We start from the raw sequence: 18,459 nt of genomic DNA, 5'->3' as shown, positions 1-18,459 counted from the left end.
TTCCATGGCGATGAAATCGGACGTTGGTTTTTGGTTCGGCTGTCACAGAAACATGTCAATTTTATGGATTGTAACGGATCTTCACATCTACTCTGCGCCTGCCTGGTCAAGTTGGCGACGCAGACTGCGCCATCTTGGATTGTCATCATTCAAGTGCCGCAACGCCCCCCAGCTGCCCCACTTGCTTGGCGGCGCGACGTCGACGAAAGCATGAAACGAGGAGCCGCTTATCTCTTCCCATGATGCGATGGCCTGCTCATAAAGCGCGCCCATGTTTTCGGAGTAATTGAACGCGAGCAGGAAAGAGACCAGCCGCTCATCATCGACATCGGACCATTGCGGCGTCGCATGTGTGCCGCCTTCATACATGATCAAATCCAGACCCAAGTCCCGCGCAACACGCGCGTGATAAGGCCAGACGTCCTGCTCCAGTTCCCGCAAGGAACCTTGGCGGATCATGTCTGCGGCGCGCGCGAACACCGGTTCGAACTGCCGAGGTCGCACATATTCCCGCAGCGCCACGCGCGACAGGCCAAGCGCCTTCCCGTCCGCTTCAACCTGTTCTTGCGCAGCGTCCAGAAGGGGATGCATTATGCCCGGCACGGCCACGTCATGTCCGAAATAGCCCGTCACCGCGTAGGCATCGAAAGACTCAGCGGGCGAGCGTCCCAACTCTTGCGTCGCATGTTTTCCGAACAACATGGACTGCTCGAGCTCTGGCCATCCGGTGTGCACCGCGATAACGCGATTCAATCGCTCATGATCTGGTTCTGCGAACACGTCGGCCCAGATATCCATGATCTGAGCCGCGCGCAGGCCGTAATACTGCACCCAACCATCACCCTGTTCGCCCCACAGCTTTTCAGCCTGCGCCTGCGCCCATCGCGACTGTTCGAATATGAAGTTCCAGACCTCGTTCGAGTATTCGACATACACCGCGCGGCCCGGATCGAGATTTGCAACCGTGTCTTCGGCGAATTGCCGGACAAGCGCATCGTCCGCCTGATGCGGGATTGTGAACCAGGGATTGGCCTCAATCTGGTTGGCCAAGGCAATCATGACGCCGAGCGGAACGCCACGCCACCCGTAGGAAAAGTCGTCTGCCTGCGCAATCTGCGCCGCGTTGGCTACGGGGGAATTATTTGTGTCCATCCAATCCATGAAGCGCAGCGTTTCGACACCTTTGAGGTGTGATAGCCAGAGTGGGTGGAAAAGCTCACCATTCGCATGTGCATCCAGATAGTCCGCGTGGACAACCGAAATGTTGCGCAGCGGATCCGACGGGTCGACGTCTTGTACTGAAATCCCAACAGAACCTTCGCCAGGGCGGTAGGAAAAGACGATGTGCCCGGGCCGTCGGGTTTTGGTCCGGCCAAGGCCTTTGATCTCGATCGTCGCCTCCCCTTTATAGAACACATGGTAGTCGCCAGACAGATGCTCGGCCTCCTCTGGCTGATCGGTTAAGATCAACGCCTCCAGTCGCCTCGCAGGGTCTGGCACATGTGTGGGCCAGCCGTTGGCATCGACGGCCCCGACCGCAACAAGCTCTTCGAACTCGATACCGCCCCACTGCCCCGGAAGATGCCCGACCCAAGGCCGCGCTGTTTTCATGTGGTCGATGAAGGGGTGTTGCGTGGACCAATCGGAAATGCCGTTTAGGCCAAACCACACCGTTCTGCGCGATTCCGAACCTTGCACAATCGTAGCGGCCAACATCAGCTTCAAGATCAGAACGCATCTGAAAACCAAAGCGGCAGACATCAAAACGTGGCCTCGTTATGCACGGTTCGTCCCAAGCGAGTTGTTGTATAAAGGCTGAAATCACACATGAAAGCGTTCACTCGTTCTGCAAAAGTTCGGCTAGACTCTCTCGTATGGCACGTGCTTTTGCCAACTGATCTTTTGCCACAATAACGGAAATCTCGTCGATAAAGCCGGTATCGCCTTCTTCATCCACAAGAAGCCCGGACACCCGGCCAAATTTGGAGTCCGTTTTCGCCAAATCCTCAAGTTGATCGCTCAACCACGCCAACTGGCGCGCCGTCTCGGGTGGAGCGTGAACGGCGGCTGTGTTCAACGCGTCCTCGTAGCGTTTCGCCTTCATGTGAGCCTCGATGCGCAACGCGGACACCTCAGCCTCGTTCGTCCTACTCAGGATCTCAATGGCCTCCTGCGGTTGAGACAAGGCAAGCTTCGCGGCAGCAAGAGTCGCTAGTAAATCGCTACGCGCGCAAAATGACGGATATAGCTGGCACATTGCGATAATTTGTTCTGGAAAACCCTCTTCGAGTAGTCGCGTGCCGATGTCACGGACGGGTCCGAACGGTAAAAAGGGCTCCTCTTGTCTGACATGCTCCAGAACGAAATACAGAAACGTCCCGACCGGCGCACGGTCCAAGAGCGCTGCAAAACCTTCGAATCGTGCCCGGGCCCGCAAGTCACCGAAGGCCGCGCTTTCTTCGTTCAGAAGACCCATGGCGTCAAAGAACCGATCCTGAATCAGATACCCTCTGAAAGCATCGAATAACTCAGCGCTTTCAAGGGCAGTGCCGCGCGCTTCCCGCGCAACCGCTGCCTGTCCGTCCGGTGAAAAAGTGGCTTCGTCGATCCGCCCTTCTTCGGATGTGACAACTACCTTGTCACCATCAAAGTCGCTTTCAATCTGCGGCTCCAAGTCGAGACCGACCGTGATACTGTTCATCAAGGGTGCGACGCGATCTTCAAGCGCCATCCGCAGTCCGGGCGTCAAATCGTCAAAGCTGTGTTTCAGTTCAAGCAACTCAAAACCGGTCAACGCATCACCGCTCTCCGCACCCTGAAGAACCGTCAGAAACCGCGTAAAATCATTGCATTCACGCTTTGACGCAGGCAGACGATCAGCAGATCTCGCTTCGATGGCAGCCACCATGGCAAAGGCATCGGCTCTTGCACTTGATTGCAGCATCGCATCAGAAAGCAATGACCTTGCCTCGGCAAGCAAACCTTGGGCCAGGAAATCGATTAATAACGCGCGTGAGGTGAATTCGGTACTTTCAAGAGTTACCGGCGAAGATAGGAATACAGGCTTCTCGTCGGATTGAGGTGAACTGACGCTGAATTCAGAAATCCGCAAATACAGATCATCGAAGAAATCGCACGAAGCATCCGGGGACGGTGTGCCAGCACATGTATCGGGGCGCAATTCCGAGTCATTTTCACATAAAGGAGAGGTTTCAAGTTTTGGCATCTGAAAATGAGTGTCTAGCCCTGATCTTTCAAAAACAGATTTGAGCTTCGGAACATTGCTCTGGCCGAGAGACTCCCAAAATGATCTGATTTCCATCGCACCAGAGAACGGATCGCCGCGAAGATGATCCAGTATGTGACCACTGGCTCTAATATCGTTACCAAATTCAACGTACTGAGTATCTGCGAGCAAAAGGCTCGTGCCGAACAAATACGCGAGAATTATTGAAACTAAGGGGAATCTAGACAAATGACACCAAGTTTCTGATGGAAGCATCGAGATCTTCAAATTCAGGCCGATTGTGATGTGGAATATTCTGCCGTGCGACTTCCAAGCAGATTTTTGGTGGGTGCTGTCTCATGTGTGAAATCAAGACGGTTTTGATGACCTCGTAAAAATTGATATCTTCATCGGCCACAACCTTCATCTTCGAAGCGAATGGCGCAACCAGACAGTACGCGAGAAACACGCCGAGAAATGTCCCGACAAGCGCCCCTCCAATGAGCTTTCCAAGAACTTCCGGAGGTTGATCGATGGAGCTCATCGTTTTGATGACGCCAAGTACGGCCGCAACGATGCCGAGGGCGGGAAGCGCATCTGCAACGCCCTGCAAGGCGTGAACTGGTTGATATCGATGGTGTTTTATCTCGGAGATTTTCTTCTCAAGCACTTCTTCGACATGGTTGGGATCGTCGAAATTCATAGTCGACGCGCGAAAGGTATCACACACCAAGCTCACGGCTTCGTGGTCTTTGAGCAGTTTGGGAAAGCGTGCAAACAGCTCCGATCCATGTGGGTCGTCAATATGGGTCTCAAGAGCGACGGGATTCTTTTTTGCAATCTCCAGTAGCTGATACAAGACCTCAAGCAGGAGTTGGTAATCCTCTCCTGTCCAGGCCCCGCCTTTGAATATGAATGTCAGGTCTTTTGCGGATTGTTTGACGGTGCTCAAGCTGTTCGCAACAGCGAACGAACCAACAGCAGCCCCTCCAATCATCATCATTTCGAATGGAAGTGACTTGAGGATGATACTCAACTTTCCGCCGGCGAGCATATATCCACCAAAAACCATGAGAAAGGTGAATACAATTCCAAACAGTGTGATCATTTTTTGTGCTTTCCTTTACATGACCACAAGTTCTGCGTGCAAAGCGCCGGCTGCCTTGATTGATCTAAGGATATCGATGAGATCTTCGGGAGTAATTCCAAGCGAATTCAAACCGGTGACGATATCGGACAGACTTGTGCTCTCAGGAACCTCGGCCAGGTAACGTTGGCGGTCCTCCTCTATTTGCGCAGATGTTCGAGGCACAACGAGGCTTTCACCTTCGGCAAATGGGTTGGGTTGAACGACCACCGGGTTCTCTTGAACGGTGAGTGTCAAATCGCCCTTGGCGACCGCTACCCTTGAGACTTTCACATCTTTGCTGATGACAACTGTGCCGGAGCGCTGATCGACGACAACCCGGGCGAGCGTGTCGGGTGTGATCAACAGGTTTTCGATGCTGGCAACAATGTGTGACGCGGACAGGTTATCCGGTCCATTCAACTGCAAGAGTACCGTTCCGGCATCCGCCATACGGGCGGAATTTCTTCCTATCGCGGCATTGATGGCCCGCTCGATCCTGGCGGCAGTTGAAAAGTCCGCGGTCTTCAGAGAGATTTTCAAACTTTGTCGAGCAGCGAAATCGAATTCGATCTCCTTTTCGACCGTCGCCCCGGACGGGATACTTCCTGCGGTCGGCACGCCTTGCACGACACGGGCGGCATTACCCTCGGCTGCGACACCTCCGGCGATGATCGACCCTTGAGCTACGGCATATATCTCCCCGTCTGCCGCATGCAGCGGGGTCATCACGAGCGTGCCGCCGCGCAGGCTGGACGCATCGCCGATCGCTGACACGGTCACGTCCATTCTGTTCCCGGCCCGTGCAAAGGCTTCGAGGCGACCTGTCACAATCACCGCCGCCACGTTTCGGGCCCGAAACTGTTCTCCGGTGACATTCACGCCAAGCCGTTCAAGGATGTTTGACATCGTGTCTTCGGTGAACGGAGCATTGCGAAGCCCATCTCCGGTTCCATCCAATCCGACAACCAGACCGTAACCGACGAGGTCGTTTCCGCGCACGCCCTCGAAACTCGCCAAGTCCTTTAGACGCACGCCGTGGGTATCTGCCTGTAATGCCGACGAAAACAGGATGACGAACAGAGATAAGAACCTGAATATCATCTGAGGTACTCGGCGAGGGATGTTCGACCCTGTCGCGCGGCGATTCTGTAAAGGATGTCGAGTTTTTGCTGAGCCGCTTCGAACTCCGAAATCGCTTCGAATTGGTCGACTCCGATCAGCTTGAGTTTTTGCTGCTGCAAATTCGATTTCTCGAAGGACGTTTCATGTCCAACGGTCTCAAGTGTGGCTTCGAGAAGCCCTATGCTGGCTCTTGCCTCGGAAAACCGATCCGAAACGCTGGCAAGACCTCCCAGAGCGCGCTGCATGAATTCTTTGGTATCGGACACTGTCTGAGTTGGCAGGAACTCCTCCGACAATGCTGCAAGTGCCAGTGATTTGAGAACCTGACGGAACGCGTCATCGTCGGAGCGCAACTCGATAGAGGCGGTTGTGTCTTCACCGAGTGCAACACTCACAAATGCACTTCGCGACCCTTGATAGGCAACAGCGTCAAACCCGCCGGTTGGGGTCTCAAACCAAGTGTCCAAAGCTGCAAGAGCATCGTTCACGGTTGTCGCACCCGCAAGATCGGACTTAATGGTGTTCAGCAAGGTTTCACCGTCGGGAAGTGGCCGCGTTTTTACGGCAGCACCAGAAAAGATGTGATGACCCGCGACCTTTGTGTTCAGCGCGTTCACGGTGTCGAAAAACGCAGACTTCGCTTCGTTCGAGAGGATGGTAAGCTCACTTGGATCATCAAGTTGACTGGCGAGAGCCAGGGAGTTGACGATATCACCCATGCGCGTCTGGATCTTTTCCAAGGACGCCTGCATCCCGCTCACTCGGATTTCGGTCTCTTTGATGGTGCCCGCATATTGATCAAGGAGTGTGATCTTTCGGTCCATCAGAGACAATTCGAATGTGGCACCACCAACGTGCTTGGCCTGGTTGCCGGCAGTGCCCGTCGATGCGGCGTTGGACGCTGATCGGACGACGTGTTGAAGGTTTGCCTGTTGATTTCTCGACAAAAGAAATGAGGCCAGATCACCTATCGCGCGCATGAGTGTGTTCCTTCACATTTTGAGAAGTTCAGAGAGCATGTCATCGACGACACGGATCACTCTCGCATTGGCGGCATACGACTTTTCCAACTCGATGAGACGTTGGAGCTCTTCATCTGTATTGACGCCATCGGATGCCTGCAGGTTCTCAAACCCGTTCAATCGATCTGTTGCGAAAGCACTGGCATCCGTCGCCCACACCCGTTGAGACGCCAGATCGGCCGAGAGACCGTGAATGTGGTCCACGAAGGACTTTGGCGATGGCTCAAGAGCCGCGGAATTCGGAAGCGCTTGATTGGTGAGTTGTTGGCTGAGCGCGCGCAAAAGGTCCGAGGCGCCTGCATCGGTTGGCGTGAGCGCATTGATCCCATGCCTCCATCGCCAGATCTCCGGACTGGTTCCGTCAAGTACGCTATTCAACTCCAGACGACCTGCGAGTCCCACTTCATCAGCTGCAACGAAAGCGTTGCCGGCATCCGTAAAGACACCGCTGTCGCCCATCGAAAGGGTCGTATCCGGCCCGCCCGGACCAAACCGTTCGACAACGTCACGAGCAATACCATCGAGTTGCACCTGCAACCGCACGGCATCCATGTCACGGGTCTCGAAATGCGCAGCAAGCGCGCCGCCCGAGAGCATTCCTCCATTGCCGGGATCAATCCAATCATCCCCAATGCGAATGCCCGACAACAGCCCATTTCCCATAGTCATGTGCGGTTCCACGGACGGCTTTCGGTCAAACTCAAGCTGGACCGCTTTACCATCGAGAAGCGTGCGACCCTGGCCCGTGAAGATTGATACTGCACCGCTTTCGCGGGCAATCACGTGTAGCGGAAAGAATGCGGCAAGCTTATCGAGCACGGCGTCGCGTTCGTCCTGCTGATTGAGCGTATCAAGCCCAAGGTGCCGCGCGCCCACGATGTGATCATTCAACTCTTCCAGCCGAAGGAGACTGGCGTTGATATCACTTACCGCGGCCTCGATTTCCCGCTCGGCCTGTTCACGAAGGTTTTGAATGCCCGCACTCGCCGACCGAAATGAGGATGCCAATGCATCTGCTTTTTGACCAACCGTGCGAAGACGCGTGCCAGAGGAGGGGTCCGATGACGCTGATAGAAGCGCGGCTTCGAAATCCGTCAACCGCGCGGCGATAGAACTTGGTGTATCAACGCTGCCAATCAAAGCCTCCGCTTTCGTCGCAAAGCCTGCGTGAATCGATGCGGCACTGGCAGAAGCCATCGCGTTTCGCGCTTGATGACTCAGAACAGGATCGGAATGTCGGTCTATCGACGCGATCCGCACACCGCCCCACGAAGATGTGCCGTCGGTTGCAACAACAACTTCACGTCGGCCATACGTTTCGTTCAGGGCGTTCGCGATGTTCGAGGACACGACGATTGTCGCCCGGGCATTCGCGGTGAGTCCGCTCATGGCGTTGGACAGAGCACCAGAAAGGCTCATGCAGAAATCCTTTTCAAATCAGTCGATCAGCGTTTGATATTTGTGGCTTCCTGCAGCATCTCATCCACCGTCTGGATGACTTTGGCGTTCGATGAGTAGGCGCGCTGCGTGCGGATCAGTTCGGTCAGTTCGTTCGCGATATCGGTCGCGGACTCCTCAAGAGCGAAGGACAGGATGTCGCCGGTGGACCCATTGCCAGCGTCCCAGAGGAAGAAACTTCCGCTGTCCGGTGTCGGCATGTAAAGCTGACTTCCAACTGCAGCCATTCCATTTGGGTTCGGGATATCGACGAGCGGAACCTGGTATAACGTGCGCGTGGTTCCGGTATCGTAGACGGCGGTGACGAGACCCAATTCATCCACTTCTACTGATGTAACTTTTCCGACCGGAGCACCGTCGCGGCTGATGTTAAAGGGAGCAAAGAGATCAGACAGTTGAGACAGACCTTCATTTTGCCCCAACCGACCGATCCGAATGTCAATCGGTCCACTCGGTGCAGTAACGGTTAGAACCCCTGTTGCAGGATCATAGGGCCCACCGGAAATATCGGTGACACCGGCGAGCGTTCCACCAAGCGTGCGCGCATCATCGAACTGAAGTTCATATTGCCCCAGGATTGTCCCGGGATCGGCACTGTCCACGATTTCGACTGTCCACAGATTTGACGTTCCGGTGGCCGGGACTGACGGGGTAAATGTGAATTGGAGTTCTTCCGCACGCCCAAGGTTGTCATAGTATTCAACCGATTGCGTGAGGGGGTCGCCATTTGCGCCGGCTTCGGTTTCCGTGGCGGGCAGGTTGATGCCCAATTCAATCCGCGTTGTCGGTTCTCCGGAGAACTGATTGACGTTCACGCGGACCGGCTCCAACGCTTCATTGGTGGCGCGGGGATAGTTCGGGATGCTGCCGTCAAGGCTTGCGGGCCAGCCCAACAGAATTTGGCCGGACGCAGTGCGCAGATATCCGTTGGCGTCCGTACGGAAGGAACCGGTTGTCGTCAGGAACATCTGCGGGGTTTCGGAGCCGGCCAGAACCTCTGTTGCCTGGGCAACGGGCAGGAAACCGCGACCGCTCACCGCAAGGTCGGTGGCGTTCGAGGTCGTCGTAATCGCGCTGTTCTGGTCGATGTAGCGTTGCGTTGTCGTACGCACGCCGCCGGCAGTGTACGTTCCACCACCGGAGGTGACGACCATCGAATGAAAGTTCGCCTCGACCCGCTTGTAGCCGGGGGTTTGTGAATTGGCGATGTTGTCCGAAATGGTTGCAAGACGTGTGGCATTGGACGCCAGGCCAACAACGCCCGCGCTGAGAGATGAGGAAATCGACATGAATCGCCTTTCTGGAAAGAGGACCGTTTATCTACCAGAAGCTTTACGGTCGCGGATTTAACGCGGACCTAACGAATAAAAGTTGATCAATTTTCGCCAAACCTCAATGGCGCAAGAATATGATCACCAACCGATTGTTCCGCGCGGCCATCAAGTTATCCACGACGGGTTCACGATCCCCGTAGGCGGTCACCCGACGGATTCGATCGCTTGGAAGGCCGAAACCTTGCAAGACATCGGCCAGCTTGAAGGCCCGATCCGATGATAGATCCCAGGTAGGGTCAGTTTTTTGGACGACCGGAACGGTAGCGACGTGGGCTTCTACTGCCATGTCATTCGGCAGCAGTGCAGCAGCTTCTAGAACTGCATAAGCTATGGAACGAAGGAGATCTGTAGCTTCAGCACCATTCTCGAACAGCGCCGCCTCGGCGGTGTCGTGAAATTCGAGAACGAGACCTTCGTCCGTAATTTCGGACACGACATGCCGTAGCCATTCATCTTCAAGCAGGCTTTCACCACCCAGTGCGAGCAACACCTCTTTGACTTCGGAAAATGCATCCGTCTGCGCGTCTGCCTCGGGATCGGTCTTGTTGTCCCCGCCGCTGGCATCGCCGTCTGTCTCGTGAAGCGAATTCGCCCCCACACCCATTTGCGGCAGGACATCGGCTGCGAACACGCTGTCGCCCATGAACATGTCGTCCGATCCGCTTGACATGCGGCTGATCGGGGCGACCGGGCTGAAGTAATCTGCAATTCCTTTTCGTTGTTTTTCGGTTGTCGCATTCAACAGCCACATCAGCATAAAAAACGCCATCATTGCGGTGACGAAGTCGGCATAGGCCACCTTCCAGGCACCCCCATGATGCCCGTCTTCGACGACCACTTTCTTACGCTTGATGATGACTGGCGCGACATTGCTGCCGGACGCCATTCCCACTACCTTTCACTACGCCCCACAGAACTCCTAGCGCTCGGACGTAAACCCCAGCTTAACAATTAAGAGTCGAGCTATTTAATCTTGGCAGTATCCGAAATAGGAGAAGGCCACATCGGACACGGGTTTTTCACCGTCTTCCATCTCGGATTGCCTCGACCGTCGTTGAAACACACCCAGGTCGCGTCACACTTTGGAATGAAGAGGAGATGTCGATGAGAGACACGGTTCTGCCAGCGACGATCGTTTGCCTATCTCTGATCGCGGCGATGCCCGCGAAAGCAGATATCTTTCACTGGGAAACCATCCCGAACTTCAGAGCGGTGAGCCTTGCCTACGATGCGCAGGTCTGCGGACTCTGGGTCGCCAACGAAAGCCGCGAGATCATACTACTGTCGACATTCGGAAAAGAGCTTCGCCGTCTCGAAACCGGTATGTCCTCGGTTCGTAGCCTGACAGTCGAAGAAGACGGTATCCTCATCGCCAACGGATGGGGTGAGTTCCGTCGCCTTGATCGTGACGGTCGTGCCATAGACGATCCGTTTCGCCTCAGTGAAACCTTGTTCGATACCGAAGGTCTGCACCGGGATGCGGATGGCAGTTTCCTAATCGTGGAAGATGACCCATCCCGGTTGATGCGGATCGCCCCGGATGGCCGCGTTCTGATGGAACTGTTCGGCGATACCTTCGATCCGCCGATGACCGAACCGCAAGGCGTCACGCGGGACCCCTATTCCGGCAACATTCTCGTTGTTGACGACAATGAAGGGCTGAACAGCCTGTTCGAGCTGGCACCGGACGGACGTGTTCTGTCTGTCTCTCCGCTTTCGCAGTACGGCTTCGATGCAGAGGGCGTGGCACTTCAGCCAGAGACGGGGACGCTATACGTCGGGTTCGACGGCGGGCAGGCCCTTGCTATCTTTGACTGGATCCCGACAGAGATCACAATCGAAACGCCATTGGAGCGCGGACCCGATTGCGCGTATTCCTGAGTCCGAAAGCGTTCTTGGTTAACCGGGTCGCTTGAACTAGCGTGACGCGCAGGCTTGAAATCTCATGGAACGCTTATGACCAACTTCGTCATCCCCGCACCCCCTGTCGTCACTGTCCCCGTCGCCAGTGGCGGCGTATTTCCTGTTCGTCGCGTGTATTGCATCGGTCGGAACTACGCCGCGCACGCCGTTGAGATGGGACACGATCCTGACCGCGAACCGCCGTTCTTTTTTCAGAAAAACCCCGATGACCTGAATACGACCGGCGAATTCCCGTATCCACACCAGAGCGAAGATGTTCATCACGAAGCAGAGGTTGCCGTTTTCCTGAAATCCGGCGGCACGGACATCTCCATCGAAGAGGCCCTGGACCACGTGTTCGGCTACGCGCTTTGTCTCGATATGACACGCCGGGATCTACAGGGCGTGGCGAAGAAGATGGGTCGTCCTTGGGAAATCGGAAAAGCCTTTCACGGCTCGGCTCCAGTTGGACCTGTGCACACGGTCGAAGAGGTGGGGCATTTGGCCAGCGGTCGGATTACCCTGTCCGTGAACGGCGAGGAACGGCAGACCGGCGATCTGAACCAGATGATCTGGAAGGTGCCCGAGATGATCAACTATCTGTCCCGCTTTTACGTCCTGGCTCCGGGCGACGTGATTCTGTCGGGAACACCAGCTGGTGTCGGGCCGGTGCAGAAAGGTGATGTCATGGACATCTCGGTCGAAGGGCTGGGGTCCATGTCGGTGGCCGTAACCTAGACGGCAGGCGCAGTCTCGGCGCGTTCCGTATACTTCACGTTCCAGAACAAGAGCGCGCAGACAGCAACAACGCCGGCGATGTTCGCCAAAAGCGCTTCCGGCCACAAACAGGCGAGCCCCGCAATGAGACAGAGCAACCTCATGAGAAAGCCGAATGGCTTTTCCATACATCCTTGCAGAGCTGCGGATAGGCCGTAAACCCCTACAACCGCGAAGATGAAAACCTGGATCATCGCGGGCCAATCGCCAGACAGGAAGGGCGTGTAAGCGAAGAGGACCGGGACAATGTACAATCCTTTGGCCAGCTTCCAACTGGCCACGCCAGTGGCCATGGCCGGAGCTTTGGCAATCGCCGCCGCTGTGAAGGCTGCCAAGGCAACCGGCGGTGTGACGTTGCTGTCCTGAGACAGCCAGAAGATGATCATGTGCGCAGACAAGAGCGCACTCATGGCGACCGGTTGCGGCACCACGAGATCTCGCAAAGGCGCGGCGATCTCAAGGGGAAGCGACCGGATCAAGGCAGCGGATTCCGCCCATGTCAGTTCACGGCTCAGCATTTCTGCCTGTTCGGGCACGCCAAACAGAAGAACGGCCTTCGCAGCCTCCGGCAAGGTCCCCGCAGCAAGTTCGGCGATCACGAACTGATCGCTGATCATCCCGGACAATGCCGGGGCCGAAAGAGTGGCGAGAACGATGTAGGCAGCGGTGACCGGGAGGCCCATGCCCAGTACGAGACTCGCAAGCGCAATCAGGATGAGCGCGACCAGGATGTTTCCACCCGCCCAACTGGCGATCATCAGGCTGAACGTGTTGCCGATACCCGCGGTCGCGATCACGTTGACGATCAACCCGACGGAACACAGAAGCACGGCAGTCAGCACCATGCCTTTCGTCCCCATGACGAAAGCTTCGAAGACGGCCGTCGGACCCATCGGGTTCTTGGTGAGCCAGCTTGATCCGATGACGGCCAGAATGCCGAACACCGCCGCATATGTGGGCGTGAAGCCGGTCACCAGAAGCGCGATCAGTGTTGTGATGGGAATGACGAAACTGGCACCGCCCTCCTTGAACGCAGAGGTCATCGTCTGACCTTCGTCGGGCATCGGCGGAAGATTATTGCGGCGGGCCTCGATCCGAACGAAGAACGCAACCGACAGAAAATACAGAAGCGCCGGCAGTGCGGCGACGGCCACGATCTGCTCGTAGGGAATTTGTGTGAAACTCGCCATCACAAAGGCCCCTGCCCCCATGATGGGCGGCATCAGCTGTCCCCCGGTCGACGCCGCGGCCTCAACCCCACCCGCGAATTTGGGCTGGAATCCTGCGCGTTTCATCAGCGGGATGGTGATCACGCCTGTGGATGCCGTGTTCGCCACAGCTGAACCAGAGATCGTGCCTGTCAGACCAGAGGCGATCACGGCGACGATCCCCGGACCCCCAACCAGGCGACCCGCCACAGCGCGCGCCATGTTGATAACGAACTCGCCTGCGCCCGAGCGCAAAAGAAACGCGCCGAAGATTATGAACAGGAAGACGTAGGTGGACGAGATGCGCGCAATCGTCCCGAACATGGCGTCGTCGCCATAGATGGAACGGAACGCGACGGTCTCCACGCTGAGACCGGGAAAAGCGAAGACCCCTCCGACGAATTTTCCCCAGAAAGCCACGTAGCTGAGCGCGAGAACGATCAGGATGGGGATTATCAAACCCGCCACGCGCCGTGTGAGTTCAATCGCGCCGATGATACAAATGACGGCGGCAATCCAGTCTGGAAGCGCAAACTTCACGCCCCGGTCATAAATCGCGTTCTCGGCCATGGTGAGCCAAACCGCAGACGCGGCGACAAGCACACCAAGGATCAGGTCAATCCACAGTGGCGATGGCTTGTCCTGTGCATTGCGCCACATCGGGTACAGCACAGCAGCAAGAAATGCGAAGCCAGCAAAGTGAAATGCGTTGCGCTGAAGCTCTGAGAGGATCGGGTCGAAGGCGACGTAGATATGCCCAACGGCAATAAGAAAACACAGGATCGACAGCGCGCCATTGGCAGTGCCCGTAAAAGAGCGCAGTCGTTTGCTGTCGTCGATCTCGTCGGTTTCCGCCATGACGTCGCCGTTCCCCCCAAAAAGCGAAAGGGCCAGTCGATGCTTACGCGCTGACTGGCCCTTCTAACGTTTATTGAGCGATCAGGCGCTCAGGGATGTCGAGACCGACCTCCTGATAGTAGCGCAACGCGCCGGGGTGCAACGGCAGGGGAAGCCCCGCAATCGCACGTTCGATGGCCATGGCCTTGGTTGCTGGATGGATCGCCTGCAGGAATGGCAGGTTTTCGTACATTGCCTTGGTGATCTCGTAGACATGATCGTCCGGCAGATCGGCACTTGTGGCGAGGAAGTTTGGCTGCGCGATAGTCTGCACATCCGCATCCTGTCCGGGATAGGTTCCCGCCGCGATCGTATACGGCGTCCAGAGACCCCGATCCCCGTCGGCTTGCGCCATCTGTTCTTCGGTGAAGCCCAGCAGTGTCACGCTGTCGCCAGCGGCAGCCATCAGCTGGCTCACGGCACCAACAGGGACACCCGCGGGCGTACCGATGCCTTTGACCTGACCGTTCTGCAAGGCTTCGGCCGATGGGCCGTATCCTGCAAAAACGAGTTCATAGTCATTTTCGATGTCCACACCAAACCCGGACAAGATTGTCGCGTTCGATCCGATGGTCCCAGAGTTCTGACGGCCAAGCGCCATCGCTTCACCTTTCAGGGCAACCATATCTTCGATCGTGCCTGTGGGTGCCGAGTCTGAGGCCACGATAAAGTGCTCGACGTTCTGCCACAACATGCTGACTGAACGCAGGTTTTCTTGCGGCCCAACCTCGGCGAGCGGTCCCGTTCCCGTCGCGGCATAGTAGCCGAACAGGCCCTGCATGATGCCGAACTGCGCTTCACCTTCACGGATCAGGCGCACGTTCTCGCCGGATCCGGCAGAGCTGATCGCGGCCATGCCGATCTTCTGGCTCGGCTCCAATTTGACTTTGACCAAGGTCGCAAGCGCAACGCCCACGGGATAGTACGTCCCGCCTGTCGAGGCGGTCGCGAGGACGTAGTTGGCGCCCTCATCCTGCGCATAAGCTGTCGCGCCGGAAAGCGCGATGGTCGCCGCGAGCGCGACGGTCTTGAAGTGTTTCATAAAGTCCTCCCACTTTGGACACACCCAGTCATCTTTCGGACTGATCCTCGAAATATGTAAGCGAAAACCACTTTAAGCAACGTCAAGACCGCAGAAAAGCATGCGGCGTCCTTACCATTCCATTGAATCGCCAAATGATTTTGCTTGGTGACGCGACCTTTGCGTGACCTGTCATTCAGCGGCAACCGGGTTAACCGCCGGGTCCGCATCTGGCGTCTTCACCGTCAGCACCAAGCGCAACAACGGTGGCACCGTCAGCAACGTCAGGAAGGCGGACATCGACAGGCCACCCACAACAACTGCACCTAAGCCGCGGTAAAGCTCAGACCCGGCCCCGGGAAAAAGAACGAGCGGAAGCATACCGCACACCGAGGTCAGAGTGGACATAAAGATCGGACGGATGCGATTGCGCGTCGCTTCCTCGATCGCATCGACGGGGTTCATACCTTCTTCGCGCAGGTGGTACAGAGACTGGTGCACGATCAGGATCGCGTTGTTGACGACAATGCCGACGAGGATGACAAAGCCCAGCAAAGTAAGCATGTCCAATGGCTGTGTCCCGATCATGTTGAGCACTGCCAGCCCGCCCACGCCTCCTGCGGCGGCGACCGGGACCGAGATCATCACAACAAGCGGAAGAACAAAGGATTCAAACAGGATCGCCATGACGAGGAAGACAATGACCATCGCGACCAGGAGATTGATCTGAATGGCATTCCACGTCTGAGACAGTTGGTCAGCCGTACCGGAGACTGACAGCCTGACACCCGGTGGCAACCCTTGCTCTTGGAGCGCGGCGATCACTTCGGTCTCAAGCAGCTCGACAGCGGCTTCCAGTGGCAGGGCGTCTGACGGACGAACCTCAAGCGTGACAGTACGCAACCGTTCGAGGTGCCGAATTTCGGTCGGACCGGCGGTGACCCTGACCTCCGCCAGTTCGGATGCGGGAACGATTTGGCCGGACGGCGTCACGACAGGAAAACTGCCCACATCCTGGGTGCGCAAGCCGCTCAGGATTTCGCTGTCACCCTTCAGGGTCAAATCGAGACGCCGGTTTCCGACGTTGATCTCGGCCACACGAAGACCGTCATTATAAGCATCAACTGTCGCGGCAAGGTCTTGCGTTGTCAGTCCCGCATCCGCCAACCGCACGCGATCCGGGATCAAGCGCACTTCGGGCGCGCCCAGTTCCAGACCCGGTATCGGCCGGAATTGATGCCCCTCGGACCGGGGCAAAAGTTGCCCAATAATGCCGGCCGCCTGCCCGGCCACGCCCAGGATATCCTCCAACTCATCGCCAGACACGTTGAGCTCGATCGTACGTCCACCGCCGACGCCGCGCCCGAAAAGCGAGGGTTGCGTCATGAAACCGAACGTGCCGGGTTCGGCGAAGATCGGGCGCGACAGGATCGGGATCACCTCTGCCACGCGGCTGCCGTCCACCGTGGCAGCGCCTACAAAACTGTTGCCGGGGGTCGCGACAAAGAAGAACGACTCCAAGGCCGGACGCCCGTCCTCCGTCTCGGTCGCAGGGCGCGCTGTCCACATTGGCTCGGCCACGGCCTCGATCCGCTGTGCAATCGTCTCTGTCGTTTCAAGGTTGTATCCGGGCGGCGGGATGATCAGACCGAAAACAAGGTTGCGGTTGCCCTCCGGCAGATATTCGAGCTTGGGCAAGAACATCCATGCTGCAGCGGCTGCGCCCATGCCGATCGCGGCCACCGTGACCAGACCTGCGGCCCGGAACCGCACCGTGAATCGGACATAGGCCATGATGAGCCACGTGAAGCCGCGACCGAAGTGATCGATCCCGGGCAAGGCGAATTTCTTTGGCTTGCCCCCGGCAAGAAGGCGGCTCGACAATGCAGGTATCACCGTCACAGCCACCACCAGAGAAAGGAGAACAGAAACCGAAATCGCCACCGCAATGTCACGGAAAAGCTGGCCCGCTTCGAGCTGCATGACGAGGATGGGGATGAACACCATGACCGTCGTCAGGGCCGAGACCAGAATGGCGCCCCAAACCTGCTTCGCACCAATATACGCGGCCTCTCGTCGCGATTTGCCCTTCTCTCGCAATCGGAAGATGTTCTCCAGAACCACAATCGCTGCATCCACGATCATGCCAACCGCGAACGCGATGCCTGCGAGCGAGATCACGTTGAGCGTTCGACCCGTGGCTGCCATGGCGACAAAGGTGGCCACGATCGATACAGGGATCGCCATGCTGATGACAAGGGTCGCACGCGGACTGCGGAGAAAGATCAACAGAACTGTCGCGGCGAGGACGCCGCCGATCCATATGTTCTGCGTTACAAGATCAATCGCGCCCTCGATATAGATCGTCTCGTCGTAGACTTGCTCAAGCGTCAGACCATTGGCGACGACCGGCCCGGCCTCCAGTTCGGAAATGACGGCTTTCACCTCTGCCATGGTCGAGATGACATTGGCCCCTTGTTCGCGCACCACATTAAAGGCAAGCGCCGGTTCGCCCCGGAACCGCAGTCGCGCGGTGTTTTCCTTGTAAGAGAAGCCGACCTCGGCAACGTCACCGACCCGCACGCGACCCAGCGCACCGTTCTCGCCCTGGCTTTGGCTGCGTAGAACAACGCTGTTGATGGCCTCGATAGTGTTCAGATTGCCGTCGGCCCGAACGGTGTACCGCCGCTTGCCCTCCTCTACGTCGCCCGCCGAAATACTGATGTTCTCGGCCCGAAGTCGATTGACCACTGCGGGGATGGTCAAACCAAGCCGAGCCAGCTCTTCCGGACGGATCACGATTTGCAGCTCGCGCGCTACGCCACCGAACACGTTGACGGTGGAGACCCCGTTCACCCGCTCGATCCGTTCCTTGATCACGTCTTCGACAAAATCACCGAATTCCGGCAAAGGCTTCGTCGTGCCTTCCAGCGCTTTGACCATGACCCACGCGATTGGGCTGTCGTCGGACCCGGAAGTGTTCAGGGTCGGTTCGCCAGCTTCGCTCGGATACCCACCAACACGGTCAAGGCGGTTTGACACGAGAAGCAGGATATCCCCCATGTCTGACCCGACCGCGAACTCAAGCGTCACCGATGCCTGCCCCGTCCGGGCACGGCTGGTCATGATCTCAAGCCCTTCGAGCCCTCGGAACGCATCTTCCTGAGGATTGATGATCTCGCGTTCGATCTCTGCCGGAGCGGCCCCGGCCCAAGACGTTTCAACCACCACAACGGGCTTACGCACATCCGGCGCGAGTTGCACCGGGATGCGCGACAGGGCCAGCGCGCCAAAAAGCACCGCCATGATGACAATGGCGAAAACGGCGATAGGTCGATCAATCGAGGCGCGAATGAGGTCCAT

General features: G+C 57.0%; 13 protein-coding genes. 2 read left to right on the top strand and 11 right to left on the bottom strand.

All coding sequences use genetic code 11. The features are described from left to right. Positions 1–87: 87 nt before the first annotated feature. The 8 genes from BUA42_RS12455 to BUA42_RS12420 form a co-directional block, all read right to left on the bottom strand. Positions 88–1,611 (bottom strand): hypothetical protein, encoded by a 1,524-nt coding sequence (locus BUA42_RS12455; RefSeq protein WP_143152689.1) that lies wholly within the window; start codon positions 1,609–1,611, stop codon positions 88–90. Between the two features lie 226 nt (positions 1,612–1,837). Beyond that, the gene (locus tag BUA42_RS12450; protein WP_143152688.1) at positions 1,838–3,436 is read right to left on the bottom strand and encodes a hypothetical protein; all 1,599 of its coding nucleotides are present in this window, start codon (positions 3,434–3,436) and stop codon (positions 1,838–1,840) included. A 31-nt stretch (positions 3,437–3,467) separates the two neighbouring features. Then, a complete protein-coding gene (gene motA / locus BUA42_RS12445; RefSeq protein ID WP_072778236.1) occupies positions 3,468–4,334 on the bottom strand; it encodes a flagellar motor stator protein MotA in 867 nt (288 codons plus the stop codon). Between the two features lie 15 nt (positions 4,335–4,349). After that, a complete protein-coding gene (locus tag BUA42_RS12440; protein WP_072778234.1) occupies positions 4,350–5,456 on the bottom strand; it encodes a flagellar basal body P-ring protein FlgI in 1,107 nt (368 codons plus the stop codon). After that, on the bottom strand, positions 5,453–6,301 hold the full coding sequence (locus tag BUA42_RS12435; protein WP_143152687.1) for a hypothetical protein: 849 nt from the start codon (positions 6,299–6,301) through the stop codon (positions 5,453–5,455). Before BUA42_RS12435 ends, BUA42_RS12440 begins: the two co-directional genes overlap by 4 nt. 168 nt (positions 6,302–6,469) lie before the next feature. Further along, a complete protein-coding gene (gene flgK / locus BUA42_RS12430) occupies positions 6,470–7,918 on the bottom strand; it encodes a flagellar hook-associated protein FlgK (protein WP_072778231.1) in 1,449 nt (482 codons plus the stop codon). 26 nt (positions 7,919–7,944) lie between these two features. Continuing rightward, a complete protein-coding gene (locus BUA42_RS12425; RefSeq protein WP_072778229.1) occupies positions 7,945–9,246 on the bottom strand; it encodes a flagellar hook protein FlgE in 1,302 nt (433 codons plus the stop codon). A gap of 103 nt (positions 9,247–9,349) precedes the next feature. After that, positions 9,350–10,177, bottom strand: a complete 828-nt coding sequence (locus tag BUA42_RS12420) for a flagellar motor protein MotB (RefSeq protein ID WP_072778228.1) — start codon at positions 10,175–10,177, stop codon at positions 9,350–9,352. Positions 10,178–10,395: 218 nt separating this feature from the next. Between BUA42_RS12420 and BUA42_RS12415 the strand changes: the two genes are divergently transcribed. After that, positions 10,396–11,172 (top strand): SdiA-regulated/phytase-like domain-containing protein, encoded by a 777-nt coding sequence (locus BUA42_RS12415; RefSeq protein ID WP_143152686.1) that lies wholly within the window; start codon positions 10,396–10,398, stop codon positions 11,170–11,172. 75 nt (positions 11,173–11,247) lie between these two features. Then, positions 11,248–11,931 (top strand): fumarylacetoacetate hydrolase family protein, encoded by a 684-nt coding sequence (locus BUA42_RS12410; RefSeq protein ID WP_072778222.1) that lies wholly within the window; start codon positions 11,248–11,250, stop codon positions 11,929–11,931. Here the strand turns inward: BUA42_RS12410 and BUA42_RS12405 are convergent. The 3 genes from BUA42_RS12405 to BUA42_RS12395 form a co-directional block, all read right to left on the bottom strand. Beyond that, a complete protein-coding gene (locus tag BUA42_RS12405; RefSeq protein WP_072778221.1) occupies positions 11,928–14,036 on the bottom strand; it encodes a TRAP transporter permease in 2,109 nt (702 codons plus the stop codon). The genes BUA42_RS12410 and BUA42_RS12405 overlap by 4 nt on opposite strands. 70 nt (positions 14,037–14,106) lie before the next feature. After that, positions 14,107–15,117, bottom strand: coding sequence for a TAXI family TRAP transporter solute-binding subunit (locus BUA42_RS12400; RefSeq protein ID WP_072778219.1), 1,011 nt, complete (start codon positions 15,115–15,117; stop codon positions 14,107–14,109). Between the two features lie 171 nt (positions 15,118–15,288). Beyond that, complete coding sequence (locus BUA42_RS12395) at positions 15,289–18,459, bottom strand: efflux RND transporter permease subunit (protein ID WP_072778218.1); 3,171 nt, start codon at positions 18,457–18,459, stop codon at positions 15,289–15,291.

The sequence above is a fragment of the Marivita hallyeonensis genome, assembly GCF_900129875.1.
Lineage (GTDB): Bacteria > Pseudomonadota > Alphaproteobacteria > Rhodobacterales > Rhodobacteraceae > Marivita > Marivita hallyeonensis.
Note: the sequence above shows the minus strand (reverse complement) of the source record. Positions and strands in the feature narration are given on the sequence as shown.